This window comes from Qipengyuania sp. SM2512, from assembly GCF_054954005.1.
Map to the genome: position 1 here is coordinate 2,431,629 of NZ_CM143134.1, position 20,263 is coordinate 2,451,891.

At 61.6% G+C, this 20,263-nt stretch carries 20 protein-coding genes and 1 tRNA gene; 7 read left to right on the forward strand and 14 right to left on the reverse strand.

The window, feature by feature from the left end; translation table 11 throughout:
• Positions 1–23 precede the first annotated feature (23 nt).
• Together aroB and ACQ5J0_RS12180 are read right to left on the reverse strand one after the other, a co-directional pair.
• A complete protein-coding gene (gene aroB, locus ACQ5J0_RS12175; RefSeq protein ID WP_462567769.1) occupies positions 24–1,133 on the reverse strand; it encodes a 3-dehydroquinate synthase in 1,110 nt (369 codons plus the stop codon).
• The gene (locus tag ACQ5J0_RS12180; RefSeq protein WP_462567770.1) at positions 1,124–1,693 is read right to left on the reverse strand and encodes a shikimate kinase; all 570 of its coding nucleotides are present in this window, start codon (positions 1,691–1,693) and stop codon (positions 1,124–1,126) included. Before ACQ5J0_RS12180 ends, aroB begins: the two co-directional genes overlap by 10 nt.
• A gap of 72 nt (positions 1,694–1,765) precedes the next feature.
• On the opposite strand from ACQ5J0_RS12180, the gene ACQ5J0_RS12185 reads away from it, so the two are divergent.
• The 5 genes from ACQ5J0_RS12185 (at position 1,766) to ACQ5J0_RS12205 (ending at position 7,218) form a co-directional block, all read left to right on the forward strand.
• On the forward strand, positions 1,766–1,900 hold the full coding sequence (locus tag ACQ5J0_RS12185) for a hypothetical protein (RefSeq protein ID WP_462567771.1): 135 nt from the start codon (positions 1,766–1,768) through the stop codon (positions 1,898–1,900).
• Positions 1,897–3,753 carry a DEAD/DEAH box helicase family protein gene (locus ACQ5J0_RS12190; protein ID WP_462567772.1) on the forward strand — a complete coding sequence of 619 codons (1,857 nt, stop codon included), beginning with the start codon at positions 1,897–1,899 and terminating at the stop codon, positions 3,751–3,753. The genes ACQ5J0_RS12185 and ACQ5J0_RS12190 overlap by 4 nt, the downstream gene beginning before the upstream one ends.
• 19 nt (positions 3,754–3,772) lie before the next feature.
• Positions 3,773–4,675 (forward strand): tyrosine recombinase, encoded by a 903-nt coding sequence (locus ACQ5J0_RS12195; RefSeq protein WP_462567773.1) that lies wholly within the window; start codon positions 3,773–3,775, stop codon positions 4,673–4,675.
• Positions 4,676–4,685: 10 nt separating this feature from the next.
• Entirely contained in the window at positions 4,686–5,630 is a 945-nt protein-coding gene (locus ACQ5J0_RS12200; protein WP_462567774.1) for an acetyl-CoA carboxylase carboxyltransferase subunit alpha, read from the forward strand.
• Between the two features lie 118 nt (positions 5,631–5,748).
• A complete protein-coding gene (locus ACQ5J0_RS12205; protein WP_462567775.1) occupies positions 5,749–7,218 on the forward strand; it encodes a M48 family metalloprotease in 1,470 nt (489 codons plus the stop codon).
• An 81-nt stretch (positions 7,219–7,299) separates the two neighbouring features.
• Here the strand turns inward: ACQ5J0_RS12205 and ACQ5J0_RS12210 are convergent, their stop codons facing one another.
• The gene (locus tag ACQ5J0_RS12210) at positions 7,300–7,494 is read right to left on the reverse strand and encodes a Flp family type IVb pilin (protein WP_462567776.1); all 195 of its coding nucleotides are present in this window, start codon (positions 7,492–7,494) and stop codon (positions 7,300–7,302) included.
• A gap of 124 nt (positions 7,495–7,618) precedes the next feature.
• A complete protein-coding gene (locus tag ACQ5J0_RS12215) occupies positions 7,619–7,798 on the reverse strand; it encodes a Flp family type IVb pilin (protein WP_462567777.1) in 180 nt (59 codons plus the stop codon).
• Between the two features lie 83 nt (positions 7,799–7,881).
• Here ACQ5J0_RS12215 and ACQ5J0_RS12220 point away from each other — a divergent pair, with 83 nt between their 5' ends.
• Positions 7,882–8,325: a (deoxy)nucleoside triphosphate pyrophosphohydrolase gene (locus ACQ5J0_RS12220; RefSeq protein ID WP_462567778.1), complete on the forward strand. Its 444-nt coding sequence runs from the start codon at positions 7,882–7,884 to the stop codon at positions 8,323–8,325.
• 96 nt (positions 8,326–8,421) lie between these two features.
• A tRNA-Arg gene (locus tag ACQ5J0_RS12225) sits at positions 8,422–8,498 on the forward strand.
• Here ACQ5J0_RS12225 and ACQ5J0_RS12230 read toward each other — a convergent pair.
• From ACQ5J0_RS12230 to ACQ5J0_RS12275, 10 genes are all read right to left on the reverse strand, one after another.
• Positions 8,454–10,109, reverse strand: coding sequence for a recombinase family protein (locus ACQ5J0_RS12230; protein ID WP_462570112.1), 1,656 nt, complete (start codon positions 10,107–10,109; stop codon positions 8,454–8,456). The two genes, ACQ5J0_RS12225 and ACQ5J0_RS12230, sit on opposite strands and share 45 nt — an antisense overlap.
• Entirely contained in the window at positions 10,106–10,291 is a 186-nt protein-coding gene (locus ACQ5J0_RS12235) for a hypothetical protein (protein ID WP_462567779.1), read from the reverse strand. The genes ACQ5J0_RS12230 and ACQ5J0_RS12235 overlap by 4 nt, the downstream gene beginning before the upstream one ends.
• A gap of 29 nt (positions 10,292–10,320) precedes the next feature.
• A complete protein-coding gene (locus ACQ5J0_RS12240) occupies positions 10,321–12,144 on the reverse strand; it encodes a hypothetical protein (protein WP_462567780.1) in 1,824 nt (607 codons plus the stop codon).
• Positions 12,137–12,445, reverse strand: coding sequence for a hypothetical protein (locus ACQ5J0_RS12245; protein WP_462567781.1), 309 nt, complete (start codon positions 12,443–12,445; stop codon positions 12,137–12,139). The genes ACQ5J0_RS12240 and ACQ5J0_RS12245 overlap by 8 nt, the downstream gene beginning before the upstream one ends.
• Positions 12,438–13,163: a hypothetical protein gene (locus ACQ5J0_RS12250; protein WP_462567782.1), complete on the reverse strand. Its 726-nt coding sequence runs from the start codon at positions 13,161–13,163 to the stop codon at positions 12,438–12,440. The genes ACQ5J0_RS12245 and ACQ5J0_RS12250 overlap by 8 nt, the downstream gene beginning before the upstream one ends.
• Positions 13,164–13,264: 101 nt before the next feature.
• Entirely contained in the window at positions 13,265–13,576 is a 312-nt protein-coding gene (locus tag ACQ5J0_RS12255; RefSeq protein ID WP_462567783.1) for a DUF7673 family protein, read from the reverse strand.
• 451 nt (positions 13,577–14,027) lie between these two features.
• Positions 14,028–14,993: a 3'-5' exonuclease gene (locus tag ACQ5J0_RS12260; protein WP_462567784.1), complete on the reverse strand. Its 966-nt coding sequence runs from the start codon at positions 14,991–14,993 to the stop codon at positions 14,028–14,030.
• 2 nt (positions 14,994–14,995) lie between these two features.
• Positions 14,996–15,901: a carbon-nitrogen hydrolase family protein gene (locus tag ACQ5J0_RS12265; RefSeq protein WP_462567785.1), complete on the reverse strand. Its 906-nt coding sequence runs from the start codon at positions 15,899–15,901 to the stop codon at positions 14,996–14,998.
• On the reverse strand, positions 15,898–19,107 hold the full coding sequence (locus ACQ5J0_RS12270; RefSeq protein ID WP_462567786.1) for an RNA-directed DNA polymerase: 3,210 nt from the start codon (positions 19,105–19,107) through the stop codon (positions 15,898–15,900). The genes ACQ5J0_RS12265 and ACQ5J0_RS12270 overlap by 4 nt, the downstream gene beginning before the upstream one ends.
• Positions 19,104–20,243, reverse strand: coding sequence for a CHC2 zinc finger domain-containing protein (locus ACQ5J0_RS12275; protein ID WP_462567787.1), 1,140 nt, complete (start codon positions 20,241–20,243; stop codon positions 19,104–19,106). The genes ACQ5J0_RS12270 and ACQ5J0_RS12275 overlap by 4 nt, the downstream gene beginning before the upstream one ends.
• Between the last annotated feature and the right edge of the window lie 20 nt (positions 20,244–20,263).

Sequence of the window (20,263 nt, forward strand, 5' to 3'; positions counted from 1 at the left end):
ATCCGGACGAGAAGCCCGGGGCATCACGGCTCCTGCAATTGCTCGGTCAGAAAGATCGCCATATCCGCCAACTCCACGTCACGCGCCAAATAGGCGTCGCCGATGTCGTGCAGCAGAACGAAGGGCAGGGTGCCGGCGTCCATCTTCTTGTCGTGCTGCATGTGGCTGACAAGCGTCTCGCCGGTGCAGCTAAGGCGGAGAGCCGGGATTTCCGACGGAAGACCCGCCTCGTCGACTGCCGCGCTGACCCGCCGCGCCGCATCCTCGGAAATCTCGCCTCTGCGCGCGGAATAACGCGCCGCCAGCACCATGCCGAGCGCCACCGCCTCGCCATGCAGCAACCGGTCGGAAAAACCCGCCTCGGCCTCGAGCGCATGGCCGAAGGTGTGCCCCAGGTTGAGCAGCGCGCGCGCGCCGGAGGTTTCGCGCTCGTCCTCGGCGACGATCCGGGCCTTGGCAGCGACGCTGGTGGCTACGGCCTGTTCGAGGGGCTTTTCGTATAGTTCCAGCACCTTGGCGCAGTTCTCTGTCAGCCAGTCGAAGAAATCCGCATCGCCCAGCACGCCGTATTTGAGCACCTCGGCATAGCCGGCGCGCAATTCGCGCGGCGGGAGCGTGGCGAGCGTGGCGAGATCGGCGAGCACCAGCGCGGGCTGGTGGAAGGCTCCGACGAGGTTCTTGCCCGCGTCTGTGTTGATCGCGGTCTTGCCCCCAACCGAACTGTCGACCTGCGCAAGCAGCGTGGTGGGGAGCTGGATGAAGCCGCAGCCGCGCTTGAGAATGGCGCAGGCGAAGCCAGTGAGATCGCCGACCACCCCGCCGCCGAGCGCCAGCACATGATCGCCGCGCTCGACGCCTTGCGCCAGCAGCCAGTCGGTCAACCGCGCGAGTTCGGACCAGGATTTGGAAGCTTCGCCCGGCGCGACCTCGTACCACAGCGCGGTCCGCCCGCTCGCCCGCAGCGCTTCGTCCAGCGCCGGACCCCAGTGCCGGCGCGCATTCGCGTCCGCCACCACAGTAACCGCGGTCTTGCGCAGCAGCGGCCCGGCAAGCTCGGGTAGCCGCGTCAGCAGTCCTGGCCCGACATGCACCTCGTAGGAGCGACCGGCCAAATCGACGGGGATCACAGCCATGAATCGATCGCCTCCAGAATGCGCAGCGCGGTGGCATTGTGCGGGCCATCGTCGGTTACGACATGACAATCGGCCTGTGCATAGGAATCGCCGCGCTCCTCCTTGAGCGCGAGCAGGATGGCATGCGGGTCGCCGCTCCGCAGCAAGGGCCGCGAATCGCGCCGCGCGGTGCGTTCGACCAGAGTCTCGATATCGCAGTCGAGCCAGACCGAGATCGCCTTATCGCGGATCAGCGCGCGGGTCTCGGGATCGACGAAGGCGCCGCCGCCGGTCGCGATCACGCCGTGGGTCTCGCCCATCAGCCGCGCGATCACCCGCCGTTCGCCATCGCGGAAATAGGGCTCGCCGAATTCGTCGAAAATTTCTGCCACCGAACGATCCGCCGCGCGCTCGATCTGCTCGTCGACATCGACGAAACCGACCCCGAGCAGATTGGCGAGCCGCCGCCCGACGGTGGATTTGCCCACCCCCATCAGCCCGACAAGCACGATCGGGCGATCGATCCGCCGCGCGATCCGCTCGATTTCCTGCGGGGATAGCCGTGGCGCCGTCTGGGTCATTGCTGCATGGCCTAGAGATGGGCTATCGGGCAGGCAAGCATGGCACATATTGCACGGACTAAAGCTCAGATAATGAAGGGACAGCGTATCGGCATGATCGCCGCGTTCATCCTCCTGTCGATCCTCCTGCTCGCCTGGTACGATGGCGGCGAAGAGGCGATGCGTCCGATCGAGCAGGCCGTCCCGCTGCCCGAGAGCGTCCGATGATGCGCGGCTGGCTGGCTGGCGGCGCAGCGATGGTGGCGCTGGGCTCGACCCTCGCGCTGGCGCAGGGTCAGCCCGCGGACCTGCTGCCGCCGGGTTTCGACACGCCTGCTCCGACGCCCAGTCCGACCCCGACACCCGCACCCACGCCGCGCCCCACAGCCGCCCCCGCGCCATCGCCCGGTTCTGCGCCTGCGCCGGTCGCGCAGCCGGGCGAGGTGGTGCAGCCTATCCCCTCCGCGCCTTCGGAGAGCGCTTCCGCTGCCGAGCTCGACGATCTGCCGACGCTGCGCGAACTCGAAAACATGTCGGCCGACGAGCTCGACGAGTTGCTCGGGCTGAAACCCAAATTCGACATTCCGCCGGCCGCACGCCGCTCGACCGAACGCGTCGGGATCATCGGCCCGCAGGAAGGCGGGCTGCCGGTCGGTTCGCTCGCCAATCAACCCGCCGCGCTGGTGCGCGCGGCGCTCGCCGGGACCGAGGGGCGGCTGGTCTCGCGCTGGGGTCATATCCTGCTGCGCCGCGCGCTCGCCAGTCGGCTGGCCGCGCCCGCGGGAATGGACCCGGTCGAATTCGCAGCGCTGCGCGCCGGTCTGCTCAACCGGATGGGCGAGCACGCCGCCGCGCGCACTTTGGTGCAGGATGTCGACACGGCCGATTACACCAGCAGTCTCACCGGCGCGGCGCTCGACGCCTATGTCGGCACCGCCGATATCGTCGGCGCCTGCCCGGCGGTGCGGCTGTCGCGCGAAAACCGCGAGGGCGGCGAATGGCGGATGCTGCAGGCGATCTGCAACGCCTATGCCGGCGAGGAAACCCGCGCCGGCAACGATCTGCGGCGGCTGATGAATTCGGGCGCGGTAGCGCGGATCGATTCGCTGCTGGCGCAGCGCTATGCGGGAGCGGCAGGCGCCGGACGGCGCGCGGTGAATGTCGAGTGGGACGATGTCGAGGAATTGACCCCGTGGCGCTTCGCGCTGGCCAATGCGCTGAGCGTCGAGATCCCCGAGGAGCTTTCCGGAACCCTCGCGCCCGCGCTGCAGCGCCAGACTGCCACCGCGCCGATGCTGCCGCTGGCGCAGCGCGTGGAAGGGGCGGGCATGGCCGCGGAGGTCGGAATTCTCTCCTCCGAGGCGCTGATCGATCTCTATTCGCAGATCTATGCGCTCGATGATGGCGAGGGTGAAGCGCGCACGACGGCTGCACGGCTGCGCAATGCCTATGTCGATGCCGATCCTGCCGATCGGCTCGCGGCTTTGCGCGCGATCTGGGGCGATGCGCTCGGCCAGGACTTCGGGCCTTTTGTGCTCACTGCCTACGCGGCGGCGCGGATGCCGCCCGCCGAGGCCTTCGCGGAGGATGCAGCGCCGCTGATTTCCTCGATGCTTGCCGCCGGACTCGACCGCGATGCGCAGCGCTGGAGCGCGGTGGTGGACGACGGCAGTCTCGCCTGGGGACTCCTCGCGGTCGCGACGCCGGGCGCATCCGCCAGCGTGGGAGGCGGCGATATCGCGAGCTTCCTCGACAACGACACCAGCGCCGGTCAGCACAAGTCGCGGATGTTGGTGGCCGGTCTGGCCGGGCTGGGGCGGATCGATCCGTCGGACGCGGGCGGCTATGGCGACCTGCGGATCAATCTCGATCGCCGCAGCGTCTGGACCGATCGCATCGCGCAGGCCGCGCAGGCCGACAATCAGGCGCTGGTCGCGCTGCTAGCGGGTCTGGGGATGCAGGGCGAAAGCTGGGAGCGGATGACCGCGCTGCATCTCTTCCACATCGTCCGAGCGCTCGATGCGGTGGGGATGAACGCCGAAGCGCGGATGATCGCGGCCGAAGCGGTCGCCCGCGCCTGAGCAGGGCGGCGCGCCAGCCATGAGCGCCCCCCCCATGAGCGCCATCGCCGATTTTCTCGCCATGCTCGCCGCCGAGCGCGGTGCGGCGCGCAACACGCTCGAAGCCTATCGCCGCGATCTCGAGCAGGCCGAGGCGCTCGTGGGCGAGCTGGCAGCCGCGCAACCCGCGGATCTGGCGAGGCTGGGTCACGCTTGGTCGGACCTCGCGCCGTCCTCTCTGGCGCGCAAGTCTTCGGCGCTGCGCCAGTTCTACGGTTTTCTCGCCGAGGAAGGGGTGCGCGGCGACGATCCCAGCCATGCGCTACCGCGGCCGGTCCCGCGGCGACCGCTGCCCAAGATCCTCTCGCACGACCAGATCGAGGCGTTGTTTGCGCGGGCCGAACTCGAGGCCGCCGGCGATGCCGCTCCAGCGGTGCGTCAGCTCGCGCTGCTCGAGATGCTCTACGGTTCGGGCCTGCGCGCCACCGAGCTGGTTTCGCTGCCGATCACTGCGGTGCCGCGCGATGCGCCCTTCCTGACCGTTACCGGTAAGGGAGGCGCCTCGCGGATGGTCCCGGTGAGCGGGCGCGCGAGAACGGCGCTAAGCCGCTGGCTCGCACTGCGCCCAGAAGGTCAAAAGGCGGGGGCGAAGTTTCTCTTCCCCTCGCGGACCGGCCATATCAGCCGGGTGCGACTGTTCCAGATCCTCAAAGAGCTGGCGCTGCGCGCCGAGCTCGACCCCGCAAAACTTAGTCCGCATGTGCTGCGCCATGCCTTCGCCACCCATCTGCTCGAGGGCGGTGCGGATCTGCGCGCGCTGCAGCTGCTGCTCGGCCACGCCGATATCGCCACCACGCAGATATACACCCATGTCGATGCTGCGCGGCTGGTCAAACTCGTCAACGAGCGCCACCCGCTTGCGCGCCCGCGCAACAGCGACTAGCCCGCCAGCGATGATTTCCTACCTCGAATTCGAAAAGCCGGTCGCCGAACTGGAGACCCAGATCGCCGAACTGCGCGCCGCCGCCGATGGCGACGATGTCGATATCGGCACCGAACTCACGCGGCTCGAGCGCAAGAGCGCCGAGCTGCTGCGGACGATCTACCACTCACTGACCCCGTGGCAGAAGACGCAGGTCGCGCGCCATCCCGCGCGCCCGCATTTTCGCGACTATGTCGAGCATGCCTTCGATGAATTCGTCCCGCTCAGCGGCGACCGCAGTTTCGCCGATGATTCCGCCATCCTCGGCGGGTTCGCCAAGCTCGACGGGCGCAAGGTCATGTTGATCGGCCACGAGAAGGGCAACGACACCGCGAGCCGGATCAAGCACAATTTCGGCATGGGCAAACCCGAGGGCTATCGCAAGGCGATCCGGCTGATGGAACTGGCGGGGCGGTTCGGCCTCCCGGTGGTGACGCTGGTCGATACCTCGGGCGCGTTCCCGGGGATCGAGGCCGAGGAGCGCGGCCAGGCAGAAGCGATCGCCCGTGCGACCGAGGCCTGCATCGCGCTGCCGGTGCCGATGATTGCCGCGATCGTCGGCGAGGGCGGCTCGGGCGGCGCGGTGGCCTTGGCCAGCGCCGAACGGGTGCTGATGTTCCAGCACGCGGTCTATTCGGTGATCTCGCCCGAGGGCTGCGCCTCGATCCTGTGGCGCACCGCCGAGAAGGCGCCCGATGCTGCGGAAGCGATGAAGGTCACTGCGCAGCATCTCGAGGCGCTCGGCGTGATCGACCGGATCGTGCCCGAACCGCTCGGCGGCGCGCACCGCGATCCGCGCGCGGCGGCCGAAGCTCTAGGCTCGGCACTGGCGGAGGAACTCGACACGCTCAGCACCAAGCCCGAAGCCGAGCTGCGGCGGATGCGCGAAGAGCGCTTTCTTTCGATGGCGGGTTAACCGAACCCGAACCGGCGCAAAATTCTGTCGGGAACCAACCAGCACTCCGCAGGATTTCCACTCCCGTAATCCGATGTGCGGGCGAACGGGTCCGCGTGCGCGTTCCAGGGAGAGATACATGTCCACCATCAAGGCGCTTGCCGCCAGTTCCACCGCCGCGCTCGCGCTTGCGCTGAGCAGCTGCACCACGGCCAATATCCCCGGTTCCACCGCGCCGATCACCCAGAGCGAAGCGCAGATGGGCGCCGAAGCTCATCCGCAATTGCTGGCCGAATTCGGCGGCGCGATGACGGGCCCGCAGGCACAATACGTCCAGCAGGTGGGGCAGAACATCGCCGTCCAGTCAGGGCTCGGCAATGCGCGCGAATCCTTCACCGTCTCGATGCTCAACAGCTCGGTGAACAACGCCTTCGCGATCCCCGGCGGATTTGTTTACACCACCCGCCAGCTGGTCACGCTGATGGACAATGAGGCGGAACTGGCAGCGGTGCTGGGCCACGAGGTCGGGCATGTCGCCGCGCGCCATTCGCAGCGCCGGCAGGCGAATCAGCAACGCAACACGCTGCTGGGCGCCGGCGCGGCGATCCTGTCGGGCATTTTGCTGGGCAACAGCGGCATCGGGCAGCAGATCGGCCAGGCCGCGCTGCAGGGCTCGCAATTGCTGACGCTCAGCTTCTCGCGCGGCCAGGAACTCGAAGCCGATACGCTGGGAATTCGCTATCTCACTCAGGCGGGCTACGATCCCACCGCCATGGCGACGGTTCTCGCCAGCCTGGCGGCGCAGAACTCGCTCGATGCCCGCATCCAGGGCCGTGACGATGCGCGGCTGCCAGCCTGGGCCTCGACCCACCCCGATCCCGCAAGCCGCGTCCAGCAGGCTCTGGCCACGGCGCAGGGGACATCCGGAATCACCAATCGCGACACCTTCCTCGAGCGCATCGACGGATTGATGTATGGCGACGACCCCGAACAAGGCATCATCGAGGGGCGCCAGTTCATCCAGCCGGTGATGCGGCTCTCCTTCACCGCGCCGCAAGGCTATTATCTCCTCAACGGGACGCGTGCGGTTAGTATCAATGGCCAGAGCGGGCAGGCGCAGTTCACGCTGGCGCCCTACAGCGGCAATCTCGAGAATTACGTGGCCAGCGTCTTCGCGGAGCTGGGCGGCAATCAGCAGCAGCTGCGCCCGCAATCGATCCAGCGCACCACCGTCAACGGTCTGCCTGCCGCATATGGCACCGCACGGGTCAACAGCGGGCAAGGAGAGGTCGAAGTCGTCGTCTTCGCCTATGAATTCGCGAACGACCGCGCCTACCACTTCCAGGTGATCACCCAGCCGGGCGGGGCGAGCGCCTTTACGCCGATGTTCAACTCACTGCGCCGAATCAGCGCCGCCGAAGCCGCCAACGTGGTACCGCGCCACATCGAGATCGCAACAGTGCGCGCCGGGGATACGATCCGCACGCTGGCCAACCGGATGGCTTACGACAACGGGCAGCTCGAACGCTTTCTGGTGCTCAATTCGCTCGACGCGAATTCTACGCTGCAGGCCGGGCAAAAGGTGAAGCTGGTGGTGAGGGGGCGTTAGCCATCGCAAAAAGCATTGGGGCCAGCGGGGTAATTAGGTGAAAAAAGGCGGCGGGATTCCTCCCGCCGCCCATACTACACTTCACTCGCTGGCGGTGCGCTCGGCTTTTGCGCCAGTTTCCAGAGTATCAGCAACTTGGTTGAACGATTTATCAAGTTCACCCCCGAGGCTCTGCATCGCGGTAATGGCCGCAACGGCAATGAGTGCGGCGATCAGGCCGTATTCGATGGCGGTGGCGCCTTCTTCGTTCTTGCGAAGCTTCTTGAGAATTTTCATTGGTCGTCTCCTGGTTTGGTCTTCGTTTCCCGGCCCATCCCCGAAATCCAAACCGGGAGTGGGCATTTTCCAGTTTCGGCCCCACAGGTTGAAATTGCGTTAATGCAATCTGCGAGGCCTGCTCCTAACCGCCGCTCGCGCCGGTGACGTCTTCGGCAATCGTCGTCCACATCGAGATCGCGGTGATCCCGAAGGTCTGGATGGCGCCGACCATTGCCAGGAAGATCAGGGCAAGTATCAGTCCGTATTCGACCGCGGTGGCACCCTCGGTCTCGCGGGCGAGCATTTGCAGAAACTGGCGCATTCCGGTGTTTCCCCACTCGCAACCACGGGAGCTGACCTCTCCGGTTCTAGGTTCGGGGCGTTAAAGAAGGGTTTAGGCCGGCGATGAATGTGGAAGAAAATCCGACATGGATGCCGGTGGTGGCGGCCGCTTTGATCGACGATCGGGGGCGCTGGCTGATGCACAAGCGGCCTGCGGGCAAGCATCATGCCGGGCTGTGGGAGTTTCCCGGCGGCAAGGTGGAGCGCGGCGAAACCCCAGCCAATGCGCTGGTTCGCGAGATCGGCGAGGAACTGGGACTGACGCTTTCGCCCGAGCATCTCGAGCCCGCCGGATTCGCGCAGGAGCCGGCAACCGACAGCCAGATCCCGATTGTCATTCTGCTTTACACTTGCCGAAATTGGGCAGGGCAACCGCAGGCTCTGGAAGGAGGTGAAATCGCCTGGTTCACATCGCAGGAAGCTGCTTCGCTCGACAAGCCGCCACTCGATGTGGCGCTGCTTGCGCAGTTATCGGTCCTCGCGGCGGCATCGGAAAAGAGCAGATAACGGGCTGGATCCGCTTCAGCGTGGAATAAATCCCGGGCCGTGTCGCGAGGGGGATTGCCAAGCCCAAAGCACCTGCCTATGTGCCGCCCCTCAAGTGCGCCCGTAGCTCAGCTGGATAGAGTACCTGACTACGAATCAGGTGGCCGGAGGTTCGAATCCTTCCGGGCGCACCATTCCCGTTCAGTTCTGGGCACAGCATGCGGCGGCGTTCCGCTTGCTGCCCGGGACAAAGCGGTCTTACTTCCCATAATACGAACGACGCCGTTGCCAACCTCCACCCGCGACACGAGGAGATCGACGTATGCCTTCCGCAGCGGATTAGAGCGATCGCGCATCGAACTTGCGACCAATCCGCTAAATTTCGCGAGAATGTTGGGCGTAATGGCCTTGGCCGGATCGGCGAGTTTACGTTCGAGCGCGTCGATGTCAGCCGCTACAGCACGTTTCTGCGCGGCAATCTGGCCGAGCTCCTTTTCCACTTGAGGGTCGTCCGGTGAGAGAATCTGATTGCGCACCAGCTTGATGACCGAGGCGCTCTCGCCTTCCAAACGCGTCTGCCGTGAACGGAGACCTTTTAGCTCTTTCCGATCCTGAGTTTCACCATGCGCGCTCCGATCAAGCCATGCTTCGAGAAGCTTGGAGAGGCGATCGGGAGCAAGGACCTTTTCGATAACACCCTCAACGACCATATCGTCGAGCTTATCCATCGGGGTCCATCGACCGGGACATTCACATTTCCCGGCTTTGGTGGAAGCGTGGCACGCATAGTAGCGATGTTTGCCTGACTTTCCCGTGGCGGTCGTCATTCCGCCGCCGCAACCGTCCTGATTTCCGGTTCCGCACTTTACCTTCTTAGTGAGGAGGTTCTTTTTCGTGCGTTCTGCCGCGCTTCCCATTCGCGGATCGCGCGCAGCCATCTGAGCCTGCGCCTGATAGAAGATATCTTCGTCGATGATCGGCGGCACGCTCATCGGAACCCATTCAGATTCGGGTCTTGTAGTTTTCGCGCGCGAATCGCGCCTATTGAAAAACACCACACCGATGTAAGCGGTGTTCGTCAAAACGAAATGCACGTTGGAAACGTGGAACTTCTTGCCGCGGATAGTCTCGCCGCGCTCATTTAGGAGCGCTGCCAGCTTGGTGATACCGATTGGGCCTTCCGGTGTGCCATTGACGTAAGTGTCAAAAATGAACCGAACGAGGGGAGCGGTTTCCTCGTCGATTACCAACTTTTTGCGGTCCTTACCCTTCGGCTGCGGCACGTCGGCGGTCCTGAATCCCAATGAGGGGGTCTGGCCATTCCAGAACCCTCTTCTGGCATTCTCAACCATCGTGCGTTTCACGTGCTTCGCGTTCTCCGCGGAATGATACTCATCGAAGATTGCAACCATCGAAAGCGCCAGCTCTCCGGCGGGGTCGTTCGTGAAATCCTGCGTAATCGAGATAAGCTGGATCCCGGCAGCACGGAATTCTGCCCGGGCCTGTAAATAGTCCAACGCATTGCGGAACATACGGGAAAGCGCGAACGTGACGACGACATCGAACATGCCTGCCTGTGCATCGGCAAGCATCTCCTGGTAGACCGGCCTCGCAGTTGTCGTCGCGCTTGCGCCGGGTTCGATATACGTCCTTACGTGGTCTCCATCACGTTCAGAGATATAGCGTGTCCCCTGCGTCTCCTGATCCGGAATAGAGATATCGTTATCAGCCTGACGGGTTGTGCTGACGCGAGCGTAGATAACGCATTTGAGACCGGCCAAACTGTCCATGCAACTCCCTATCATTTTGAACTTCGAACGGTTTCGAACAGCGCCACAATCTGTTGTCCAATCAGGCGATCAAGCAGCTCTGCCTCTGGCACCGCGTTCTCTGGAAGCATCAGATGAAACTCGGCATTCTCGGGCAACGCAACCAGCGGCGGTGCACCCACATTACCCAGCTCGGTGTTTGATCCTTTCGCCTTCATGCCGATGCTTTTTCAGCATCGTCAGAAGCCTAGCTGTGCAGGTAAGTCAGTTGCAGCTTCTTATTGGATGAGAATGAGCCTGCGAGTTTTATACCCTTGCGCCGAAATAGTGCATGCATCGGATCTAACGCGAACTCACCAACAGTCATTGCAAGGTTCTGCGCCGCTCGATCTTCGGCAGTCGATGGAGCGCGTCGGAGAAGTTCGATGTCTTTAAGAATTTCAAGCATGATATTCGGCGCCTGACAAGGAAGGTTGGCAATCCTGCCAATCAGCGAGACCTGTCGTCGGCCTATCCAAAAACCGATATCGTCGTTCTCACTTTTTTTCAGCCAAAGAGCGGGGTGATATTGAGCGGTGAACCCAGGAAGGCCGCCTGCAGGCTTACTCTTGGCGAACTTCTTCATTTTCGGAATAAGATGATAGTCGATCATTCCCTCGATATCGACGATCGAGCAAGCTTCTTCCTCATCGTCTTCGTCACGCCCGCAAAATTCTGAATCGAGACCAAAGGCCGATGGCGAGGAACCTGTCTTGGCGTTTCTCATCCTAACTGCCGCATGTTCGCGACAGATCTCGCTGTAGGCCGCCGGGTGGGCAGTTTCGACCCATGCGCGCGCTATGCGCGCGACGGCCTGATCGCGTTTGATAACGCGGCTCTGGTTATGTCCAACGCGCTGAGGACGCCTCGTATCTCGATGCTCAGCATTCAAGCGGTCCGCCTCTGAAGCGATCTGGAACAAGCCTACGTAGGCATGTTCAAGCCAATTCAATCCCCAGAATCTCGCATGATATTCTGTCCTGACGACTAGGTGGCCGCCCCTGACTGGCCTGTCCCGCCGATGGTCCGGATGAGCGCTCATGGCCTGCGCGACAAATGCGGCACGCGACTGCTCAGAAAATCCTGTAAGTTTTGATAGAGTATCGGGCGGACCGTTTGAGATCGCATCGTTCAGTTCGCAAAAGGCCTTTTCGGTATGACGAATTCCTGCGAGCGGATTGCGGCTGAGCAGAACGCTGTCCTCAGGCAGAAGCGCGTGGGTTTGGAGGGGAATAAGGGTAGTTTGTCTCGCGAGGCAATTTTCGAAAATGCTGAACGCTGATCCAGTCTGCTCGATATCGGCTTTCGCCAGGTCATTCATGGCCGAGGCAATCGTCATCGGCTTTCCATCGGTCCGAAACGAAAGCGCGATCTGCGCTGTCACATTCTGCGCCAGCCGTTGAAATTCCGAGAGGAGCGCTAGGAAACTGAATGGGGGAAGATAGTCCTTCCCGCCGGTTATCTTCCAGCGCGCCAGGGTGCAGTCGGGCCAGTTCCAATCCAGGAGATCCGGACGAATGGCTCGGGCTTCCTCGAACCGCTTTGCTATCAGAAGCTTTCCGATCGCCGGCTCCTTGAGCAGCGCGTCATACTGAAAATCAACTCCATCCCGGATCGTGTGGCCGAGCCAAGAGAAAATAAGCCAATCACGATCAGCCAGAACTTGACCGGAAATCGTTGAATAGAAATCGTCTTGATCGGTCTTGACGGTATCTGGATCGTCGTAAGTATATGGCGCTTCCGGCAGCATACGCGCCAGCCTCCATTGCCCGGTCTGGAGCTGGGACTTAGTCATCTCTGGATGGATCACCGGAAGCCTAGCCGCATCAATCCTGGTGAGGGGATGGCCTGAGAGTAAAAGGGGGGCGCGCCACATCCCAAAGTTGACCGGATCGGGTAAAGAGTGATCCGGCGTGTAGTCCCAACCCTCAATGCTGACGGCGTAGAGGTTTTCCAGACTCGCGGTATCTATCCGCTCCATCAGTTTTTCACGTTCGCACACAAGTGCAAGGCGTTGGGTGGTATCAAGCATTGGGAGGTCCGAATGGATGAGGAAGATTTACGAGTGCTGCCCGCAGTTTTTCATCGTTATGTTTGCGATAATTTTCGATTTCGACGGACCAGACCATATGCTCATCGAGCATATCCTCGTAATCATCGCAGTCCTTTAGAAGCTGCTCACGCTCAGATGATGACCAGCTTCCATCGCACTGGCACCTGGCGACGATGGACGTATGGTATTCGGTAATGTCCTCCTCCAGTGCCTGTATGTTCGGGTATAAGCAGGTTCTGTGCCTAAGCTGGACCAATCGCTCGATGTTGGGATCATCCATGGGAAATCTCCGGATTTTTCGGATTCCGCGAGACATTCAATCCCTCGCCGATAGACGAGTTAGGTGCGGCAGCGAGCGGCACGGCGGTTTCTCGCTGTGGAGCCGCGCCGTTGATGGCCGGAGAGCGGAAGCGAAGATTGGCATCGTGCTTTACAAGCCAGTCATGCGCCTCGCCGCATTTCAGATTGCCAGGCTGCTCGATGCCGAGATGCTCTGCAGTCCGCCACATAAGGAAATACTGACCAGTGGTGGCAGGCTTGTCCCGCCATTCTGTCTTGTCGGGATTGTCAGCCTGCCATTTACGGAAACTTGCGACCGCTTCTTCGTATTCCCGTCTGGCGCGGTCCCAGTGCTTGTGCTTTCCGAGCTCGGTCCACTTGGTCAGATTGGCCTGAACGGCTGCGAATTCCGCACCGAGTATAGACCCGCTCGTCCCATCGTTTGCATAGGGCTTAATCGCATTGACGTATTCGTTCAGGGGAAGGCTGTGGAGATGGAACAGAGCCTCGGCATGTTCGCCGGTGAATCCAATTCGGCGTGCCTCTGCGGTAAGAGTCATGGCGTGCCATTTGTCCGACCGTGTTGTGGCCAGCAGACGACTCTTCGCTTCCCGCATCTTGCGCTTGGTCTCCAGCAGCCTCTCCTGCTGTTTCACAAACTCTGCTTCGGCTTCGCGCTCTTTGCGTTCAAGCGCTGCGATGTTTTTGTCGTAGATCAAGACAGCTCTCCTTCTTCGAATAATCGAACGAGCGCGGTAAGTTTGGATCGGAGGTCTAGCGCTGCGGATAAGTCTCGCGGACGCAGGTCGGAGTCCATCGATCAGGCGCGGCGCCAAAGAGCGATCAGCTCTTCCATGTCCTTACGGCGGCCCCAAAGATCAGCGTATCCCATGCCGTGCTGGCCCAGAAACAGCAGGATGATAGACATCGCTTCGCCGAGTTCCCGATCAACTGCGGCGATGTCAGCCACTTCAAGATGGCCGAGGTCCTGACCATCCCACCATGCTAAAAGGAAATTGGCCACATACCGAGCCTGATCCGTATCGCTCCGCGCGACAGGGATCAGGACATCGAGAGCGTCACCTACCATCTTGATAGTGACCGAAGGCAGAATGTTCGAAAATTTGGACATACATCACTCCTTACCAAGCCCTTGAGGGGCAGGTTTTTGAAAGGAGTGACCTATTGGACAGTCACCTATAGGGGGAATTTTCAACCCCCGAGACGACGCCTTCGACAGATTGTCGACGGCAACATAACGCATGTCTGAAACGTTATAATATGGCTTACCAGTTTCTTGCCACCCAGCGTATCAGCAAAGACCATCACATGGCCCAGACTTGCCTTACGACTCGCCGAATATTCCGACGGGGCGAACACCGGATGCAGCAAACCATCAATCAACGCAAGAACAAAAGCGAAACAGCATGCAATGTTGGCCGGGGACGTGCCGAAATACGGCTTCCGCTGAACCCCGTCGCCGCCGCACCGGGAAGGGATCCCGCACGCTTCCACTACGACTATCTGGCTCGCTCTTGGGCGAGCACGGAAGCCAACTTTAATCATGAGGCTCGGCGACGCGATTACGTCTGGCTATCGCGCTTGAAACGCGTGCGGGGAGTTATCGGGATGGACCGCGGGTGGCCACGGCCACGATACACATTTCTTTCGAGCCAGTTCTCCTCGCTGCAGAGCTCAGATGGCTCCACCTCGCGCCACCAGAAACGACGGGCGGCGTCCCATCTGTATCCCCGTCCCTTCAATCCGTCCTTGGCCTCGAAGGGCGCGCCAACCGCTTCGATCCGATGACTGTCACGTTCGCACCGATCCAGAAGGTGGCCCAAAATGGTCCGGCCATCTGGTGCCATGGTTTCTAATAATGTGACCAGCGCGCTAACGTCGTTTCCAGCGCGGTGGCCATCGAAGAACCGCCCGCTCTGTAGCACTAGATGGCCCAGCGCCCGACCGTCGTAGCCGAGGTTGCGCCAATCTAGCTGGGAGAGACTGCATGCCCAAGAGACATCGGAAAGGCTTGGAAAGCGCCGGTCTACGAAAGGGCGATCGAACGCAGCGTTGTGGGCGATGACGATGTGAGAACCGCCGATCATCTCGAGGATCGCCTCGTCGTCGAACCGCTGCCCAAACAAGTCCCGATCGATGAGACCGGTCAGCTGGGAGATTTCGGAGGTGAGGGGGCGTTGCGGGTCCTCCAACCACGACCTTGCCCGTTCGATCTCGACGATATGCTGCCCATCATCGAAGATCACGCGCTGGACAGCGATCTCGATCATCCGGTCCTTGATCGGATCGAGACCCGTGGTTTCCGTGTCGACGACCGCCGCGATCCGCTCGCCAGCGGCCGTGGCCCGCAGTCGCTCAACGCCGACGTTTGCGTCAATTTCCCGCAGAACACGGTAACCTGGCATCGACGACAGTCGAAGTGCGAGGTCCTCGCCATTGGGCCCAACGGACTCTGACGAACCGCCCCGGACGTTGTTGACCTGTGATCGGGTCAGGCGGTGGTGAATGCGTTCGAAGATGCTCGCCACATTCAAAGATCCGCAATGTGCGGTTCTAGCCCCGCTGCGAACTTGTAGCCAGGTGGCAGGCTTTTGAAGAGATTGACGTCGCCGCTCTGAGGATAATTGAGGTGCTGATGCTCATCGAGCTTTGAGACGGGCACTTCGATCACCTGCGCGGTGGCGAGGCCGGCACCGGAGTGCTGGTAGATCGTGCGTCGCTCAGGCAGCCGGTATGGTGAGACGGCGAGCGATCCGCCGAAATGTCCACAATTACAGATGATGACGTTGCAGAATGCCATTCTAGCAACGGCCTCCGCGACGTGACGAAACGAAGTAGCGTCCTTATTGAGCGCAAGAATAAAGAGATGATGGACCTTGCCGCGATACATGGCGATGCGCTCGAGGTCGAGGAAGTCGTAACAGACCATCACACCGAAGCTCCCGATATCGCCCCCATCTAGAAGCCAGACCGACGGATCCTCCCTGAACGAGCGTGAGATCGACTGCAGCTTCTTCTTCTCCTCGGGTGCTGGATAGGTCTTCCCGATGCGACGCGTCGTCGTCTTGGATCCCATCTTCTTTCCACGCCAGACGCGGGGGACGATGAGAAGCGCGTCGTTGTGGACTTGGCCCGAAATATTTCCATCGCGGTAGTCGAAGCCAGCGATCACCACCGATTCCATTTTCGTCGCCATCGTGCGCAGCTTCGACTCGAAACCCGTGGGGACTGCCAACTCGGGCAGCACGATGATATGGGGAGGTGGTTCCTCCTGATGGAACGCCGCGAAAAAAGCCCGGATCTCGACGATCGCCCGTTCTTCCTCGCATGCGGTCATCTTCGTGCTCGTCGGCCAGGCCGCAGCCGGGTCGAGTGATGTCTGGATCAGGCCGATCTTCAACTTCTCCTCGAAGCCGGACACATAGGGTATCGTCATTGGAGTTCCTCCAGCTCGGCCGCATCGCCTTCGCCCAAACGTCCGACGTGCTGCAACCGAACGGGTATGAGCTGCCTCGGCTCGTATTCCAAGACAGCCATTTGGTTGCGGGTCAGGACGAGCTGCGCCCTCTCGATCACATCAATCAGCACGGTTGGGCTCTTGATGGGGCGGTCGAATTCGACGTCGTCGGCCGCGCCACCGAGGAGGTTTCCGAACAATGAGGGGAAGTCCAAGAGCAGGGCGCTCTCGAGCGAACGGGGAAGGAGGCATGCTTGGAGAATTTTCAGCGTGAACGACGAAATGGGCAGGCGCTCGAGATCCCAAGCGACCAGTTCCACCAAGCTGCGCTCCTGTCCCCGGATGTTCCAAGCCGAGGGGAGGCTGAAGTCGTGCCGGAGTGTGCCCCAGAGCAACTGGCCGACCGGTCGCAGCCGACGTGCCCATTTGCGATCATTGTGCTCCAGGTTCTCCCGGTATCTGTAGTCCTCGAGCCCATCCGGGGAGAGTTTCACTGGCTTTGCGCGCGCCACCGACCGCCAGCCCTCCCAGGTCAGCCGATCGTTCGTGAGCGCGTCAGATGGCGGGTCCCTCCAAGACGCGTCGACTATGACGTTCTGTGGGTGTATCAGGTCGAGACCGTCGATCTGTGGGCCGTCGAACTCTCTAAATACCTCGAGGATCTGCCTTACGATCTCCAATGCGGTCCACTCTGCTCGGCGCGGATCGGTCGGCTCTAGCTCTTGCGCGATCGCGGCCCAGTCCAACAAGGTCATCTCTCCCTCCTCGGCGGCGAGGCTCTCCTTCACCGCGGATACGACGGGGTCTGATGGCGGAAGACCGGCAAACTTCTCGGGGTTCGCGCGAGCGGCCTCGATCAGCCAGCCTCCATCGTCCTTGCGAAGCAGATCCGGAGTGCGCACGAGACGTGCCCATACCTTGGCCGGTAGCCTTGCCGGATATCGCCGCAGACTGAGCAAGTCCTCTAGAATGTCTGGGTCGTGCGCGGCCTCGATTTTTGGCCAGTAAGATGGCGGCAAATCCTTGTGCGCGCGCGTCGTCGACAGGAACAGATGATACCAGGTGCCGATCGGAACGTGGGTAGCGGCGGCGAGCGCCTCGAAAGTGTCACCTCCGATCGCCGCGATGACGCGCTGACGCATCTTATCGGAGAGCTGAGGGGCGACTTGCTCTATTTCTGCGGCGCCGAGGAGTAGAGCGGCGACGAAGGCCCGCTTGGCGTCTTGCTGGAAGTGCTGGGGGGGCTCCGTCTCTGCGTTCATTGGCACGAAGTGGTCGAGGTCTATGCCCAGCACGTTCTCCAAGAAGGAGATTGCAGCGTTTCGCTCTCGGTGTAGCAGGTTGGTGCGGTTGGCGTCCGCGCAAGCGGTCAGAACGTGCCGGGAGAGTGCTTGGATAACCGTCGCGCCGAGGTAGCAGCACAGGAGACCGGTTTCCCCTTCCCGGTTCTCTTCCATCCACTTCGTCAACCTGTCCAAGCCGCTGTGGCCAGTCGTGCGGCAGAAATCGATAAGACGCAGGAACAGTCGCACCTTGTCAGGATGCGCCGCGAAGGCTTCAAAAAGGAGACCGAAGTGTCGATCCAGAAGGTTGAGCCAACCCTTCCTTTCGAGATCGTCGAGTTCAGTGACGCGCTTTTCTAGGCTCGCGATTTCTACTTCATTCACCTCGTCGGGAGCTCTGCCTCGGCGCCCGTCCTTGTCCCTCTTGGCAAGGCGGACTTGCATCCAGCGATGGGTGGCGAGCAGATCGTCATTCGGACGGAAGAGGGCTGGCGTCAGCAATGCGATGCGTGCCGCGGCGAATGCCATGCGGGTGTCGCCACGGATCTCCTGGTCGGGGATGTTGGCTAGCAGCAGCCACTCCAGTTGTTCCAGTCGCTGACTGCGACCGGCGTCTGTCAGGAGGTCAAAGTCAGTCGCGGCTAGCATCGAAACTTGGGCCAGGGTGCGGGTCATGAGCTGCGTGGGCTTGCGCCCGTCCACCAATGACAACTTCCTGGCGCGGGCCTCCGCCTCCTCGGAATTCAGAGGCCTGTCAGCCTCCTTATCGTCCTCGAGCCTATCCGGATGGATGAGCCACTTGAGTTCGGGCGGCACGTATTTCTCGGGCTCGACATTCACGCCGATGCCCGATGTTTCCAGTAGCCCGATGTAAGTTCGGATCCAATCTAGAAGGCCTTCGAAGTCGTAAGCCAAGACCTCATGGTCATCGACGAATCGAAAGTGGGCGATTTCCCGCTTTTCGAGCAGCAATTTATCCGCTTCGAGGTCAATCGAGAGCATCGCCACATTTGCCAGAAAGCCCCCAACGAAAAGGCCTGTTGGGATGCCGTGAAACTCGCCGGATGAAACTGGCGGGGTAATCGCTTTCTTCATATCTTCCGCGACGCCTGAAGCATCCACTTCGAACGCGAGCATCTGGCGGAGTAGCTCTGCCAGAACTGGCTCGTCGCTGATGCCCTCAACGTGATCGGCGAAGCCCTTTCGAATCGCCTCGATCCGCACGGATGGGTAGAACTTCATAAGGTCGAATGATCCGGCGAAGATGGTGCCGCCGTCCGGAGCCTTCCGAACCCAGAACTGAGTATCGAGATATTGCAGGCCGTCCGATTGATCTAGGGCGCGACGGTCGCCCTCGTCGAGCAGCGCGGGGTCGAGCCGTTCGTCGACCATCCGTCGCGCCGTCAATGAGATATGGCGCCGGAATAGAGGCCAGCTGTGCTTGAATCGGCGATAGAGATGTCCGGCCGCATGCCTGTAAGGCCCGATGTTCAGCCGTGACGCCTTTCCTGCCTCGCGTTCCTCATCATACCACGCAGCGCGATATAACCGGTTGCCATAGCTCCAAGGGGGCATCTTCCGGTCCAGTTCAGGGCCCAAGACAGTCGCGACTGCTGCCCAAGCGACCTGGTCGCGCACGGACACCTCGAAGTATTGGCGCATCCTCGGCGCGCCTTGCTTGTCCGGGCTCTTCGGTTGTGGAACGAGGCGCAGCGGACGGTTGGACCACCGGCCTTCGGCGAAGGCAGCGCGGATGGCGTCGAGTTCGGCCTCTAGGTTCAACTCGAAGGCTGCGAGCTCGGCTGGATCATACAGGCTGTCAGCCGCCTGATATGCACGGCGCACTTTTCGCCATGCCCAGAGCGCAGTCTCTGGAAGCTGAAGCAACTCGTGCCACGTCATGCAGTAAGGCCTCTCATATTTCGTAGATGATCGTTTAGATCGTCGGCTCCCGACGGTAGCCGCTTCGATATTGCCGTGACACCGATCCCCGCGAGCCTATCGATCAGATGCAAGGCGAAGCGGGAGCCGGCGGGATCGCGGTCACCGAAAATCGCGACGTTGCGACCGCGAAGCAAGTCGAGAGTAGCTTCGTCGAGTCGAGCGTTCGCACCAACGAGTCCAATAGCAGGCATTCCGAGTTCATGGGCTGAGACGACGTCAGTGACGCCCTCGCAGATGGAGACCGTGGTGGCGCCAGCTGCTAGCGCTGACCGGTTGAACACTGGTGGGATCAGACTGTTTGGGCAGAGCCAGCGCCACTGCGTGCCGCTGTCTGGGCGACGTGCCTGAAGATACGCGACGTTGCCGTCTATGATGAAGGGGAACAGGAGGTAGCCGGTAGGAAAGACGAACCGGTCACCGAACTTGCCTTCGCAGACGAGTCCGCAGCTCCGCAACCGTTCCAGGCCAAAGCGGGCTACCGCCTTCTGCATTGCTTTTCCACGATCACCGATCTGGCCGACGCGGAAATGCGCAATGGTTTCGGCGCTGAACCCCCGGCTTGCTAGGTAGTTGTAGCCAGACGAATTCAGCGTGGAACTAAGTAACAACCATTCGAAGGCTTCGTAGTCAGGCGCGGCGGCGTGTTCCTCCTTGGCGGGCACGCTTAAAGCGCGCGTAGCATTTGCCGCTTTACCGGCTGGCCTTCGGCCAACCCACGACCGGACCGAAGCGCCGCCAAGATGCCGATCAGTGAGCCACTTGCAAGTGTCGACGAACCCGGTGCCGCGCATCTTCATCACAAGTTCTATCACGTCGCCGTTTCCGCCACAGGCAAAGCAGGTAAAGCGGTTGGTCGCTGATCGAATGGAGAAGGAGGGATTGCGATCCTCGTGGCCGGGCAGACGGCAGCGTCCGGTGCCGCCAGCCGTCAGCGCGTATCCAAGGTCGATCGCGACGTCACGTATCGGGATCGCGCGGATGCTGGTAAGGTCGAACTTACTGCGACCGGCACTCGTAGCCCCTTTGTAGGTCGTGGAAGGCATCAGATATGCTACGCTGTGGCGGGCGAATACTCCACCAGCGATATCGCCCAATGCCGGGCCCTAGCAATACC

Bases quoted from the DNA above. Each gene is read 5' to 3' on its own strand.
- ACQ5J0_RS12215 (WP_462567777.1), bottom strand. From the start codon at position 7,798: ATGCGCCAGTTTCTGCAAATGCTCGCCCGCGAGACCGAGGGTGCCACC.
- ACQ5J0_RS12235 (WP_462567779.1), bottom strand. From the start codon at position 10,291: ATGAAGGCGAAAGGATCAAACACCGAGCTGGGTAATGTGGGTGCACCG.
- ACQ5J0_RS12185 (WP_462567771.1), top strand. From the start codon at position 1,766: ATGAAGGGACAGCGTATCGGCATGATCGCCGCGTTCATCCTCCTGTCG.
- ACQ5J0_RS12230 (WP_462570112.1), bottom strand. From the start codon at position 10,109: ATGATAGGGAGTTGCATGGACAGTTTGGCCGGTCTCAAATGCGTTATC.
- ACQ5J0_RS12180 (WP_462567770.1), bottom strand. From the start codon at position 1,693: ATGACCCAGACGGCGCCACGGCTATCCCCGCAGGAAATCGAGCGGATC.
- ACQ5J0_RS12205 (WP_462567775.1), top strand. From the start codon at position 5,749: ATGTCCACCATCAAGGCGCTTGCCGCCAGTTCCACCGCCGCGCTCGCG.
- aroB (WP_462567769.1), bottom strand. From the start codon at position 1,133: ATGGCTGTGATCCCCGTCGATTTGGCCGGTCGCTCCTACGAGGTGCAT.
- ACQ5J0_RS12220 (WP_462567778.1), top strand. From the start codon at position 7,882: ATGAATGTGGAAGAAAATCCGACATGGATGCCGGTGGTGGCGGCCGCT.
- ACQ5J0_RS12210 (WP_462567776.1), bottom strand. From the start codon at position 7,494: ATGAAAATTCTCAAGAAGCTTCGCAAGAACGAAGAAGGCGCCACCGCC.
- ACQ5J0_RS12200 (WP_462567774.1), top strand. From the start codon at position 4,686: ATGATTTCCTACCTCGAATTCGAAAAGCCGGTCGCCGAACTGGAGACC.
- ACQ5J0_RS12255 (WP_462567783.1), bottom strand. From the start codon at position 13,576: ATGTCCAAATTTTCGAACATTCTGCCTTCGGTCACTATCAAGATGGTA.
- ACQ5J0_RS12190 (WP_462567772.1), top strand. From the start codon at position 1,897: ATGATGCGCGGCTGGCTGGCTGGCGGCGCAGCGATGGTGGCGCTGGGC.
- ACQ5J0_RS12270 (WP_462567786.1), bottom strand. From the start codon at position 19,107: ATGACGTGGCACGAGTTGCTTCAGCTTCCAGAGACTGCGCTCTGGGCA.
- ACQ5J0_RS12195 (WP_462567773.1), top strand. From the start codon at position 3,773: ATGAGCGCCCCCCCCATGAGCGCCATCGCCGATTTTCTCGCCATGCTC.
- ACQ5J0_RS12245 (WP_462567781.1), bottom strand. From the start codon at position 12,445: ATGGATGATCCCAACATCGAGCGATTGGTCCAGCTTAGGCACAGAACC.
- ACQ5J0_RS12265 (WP_462567785.1), bottom strand. From the start codon at position 15,901: ATGACGATACCCTATGTGTCCGGCTTCGAGGAGAAGTTGAAGATCGGC.
- ACQ5J0_RS12240 (WP_462567780.1), bottom strand. From the start codon at position 12,144: ATGCTTGATACCACCCAACGCCTTGCACTTGTGTGCGAACGTGAAAAA.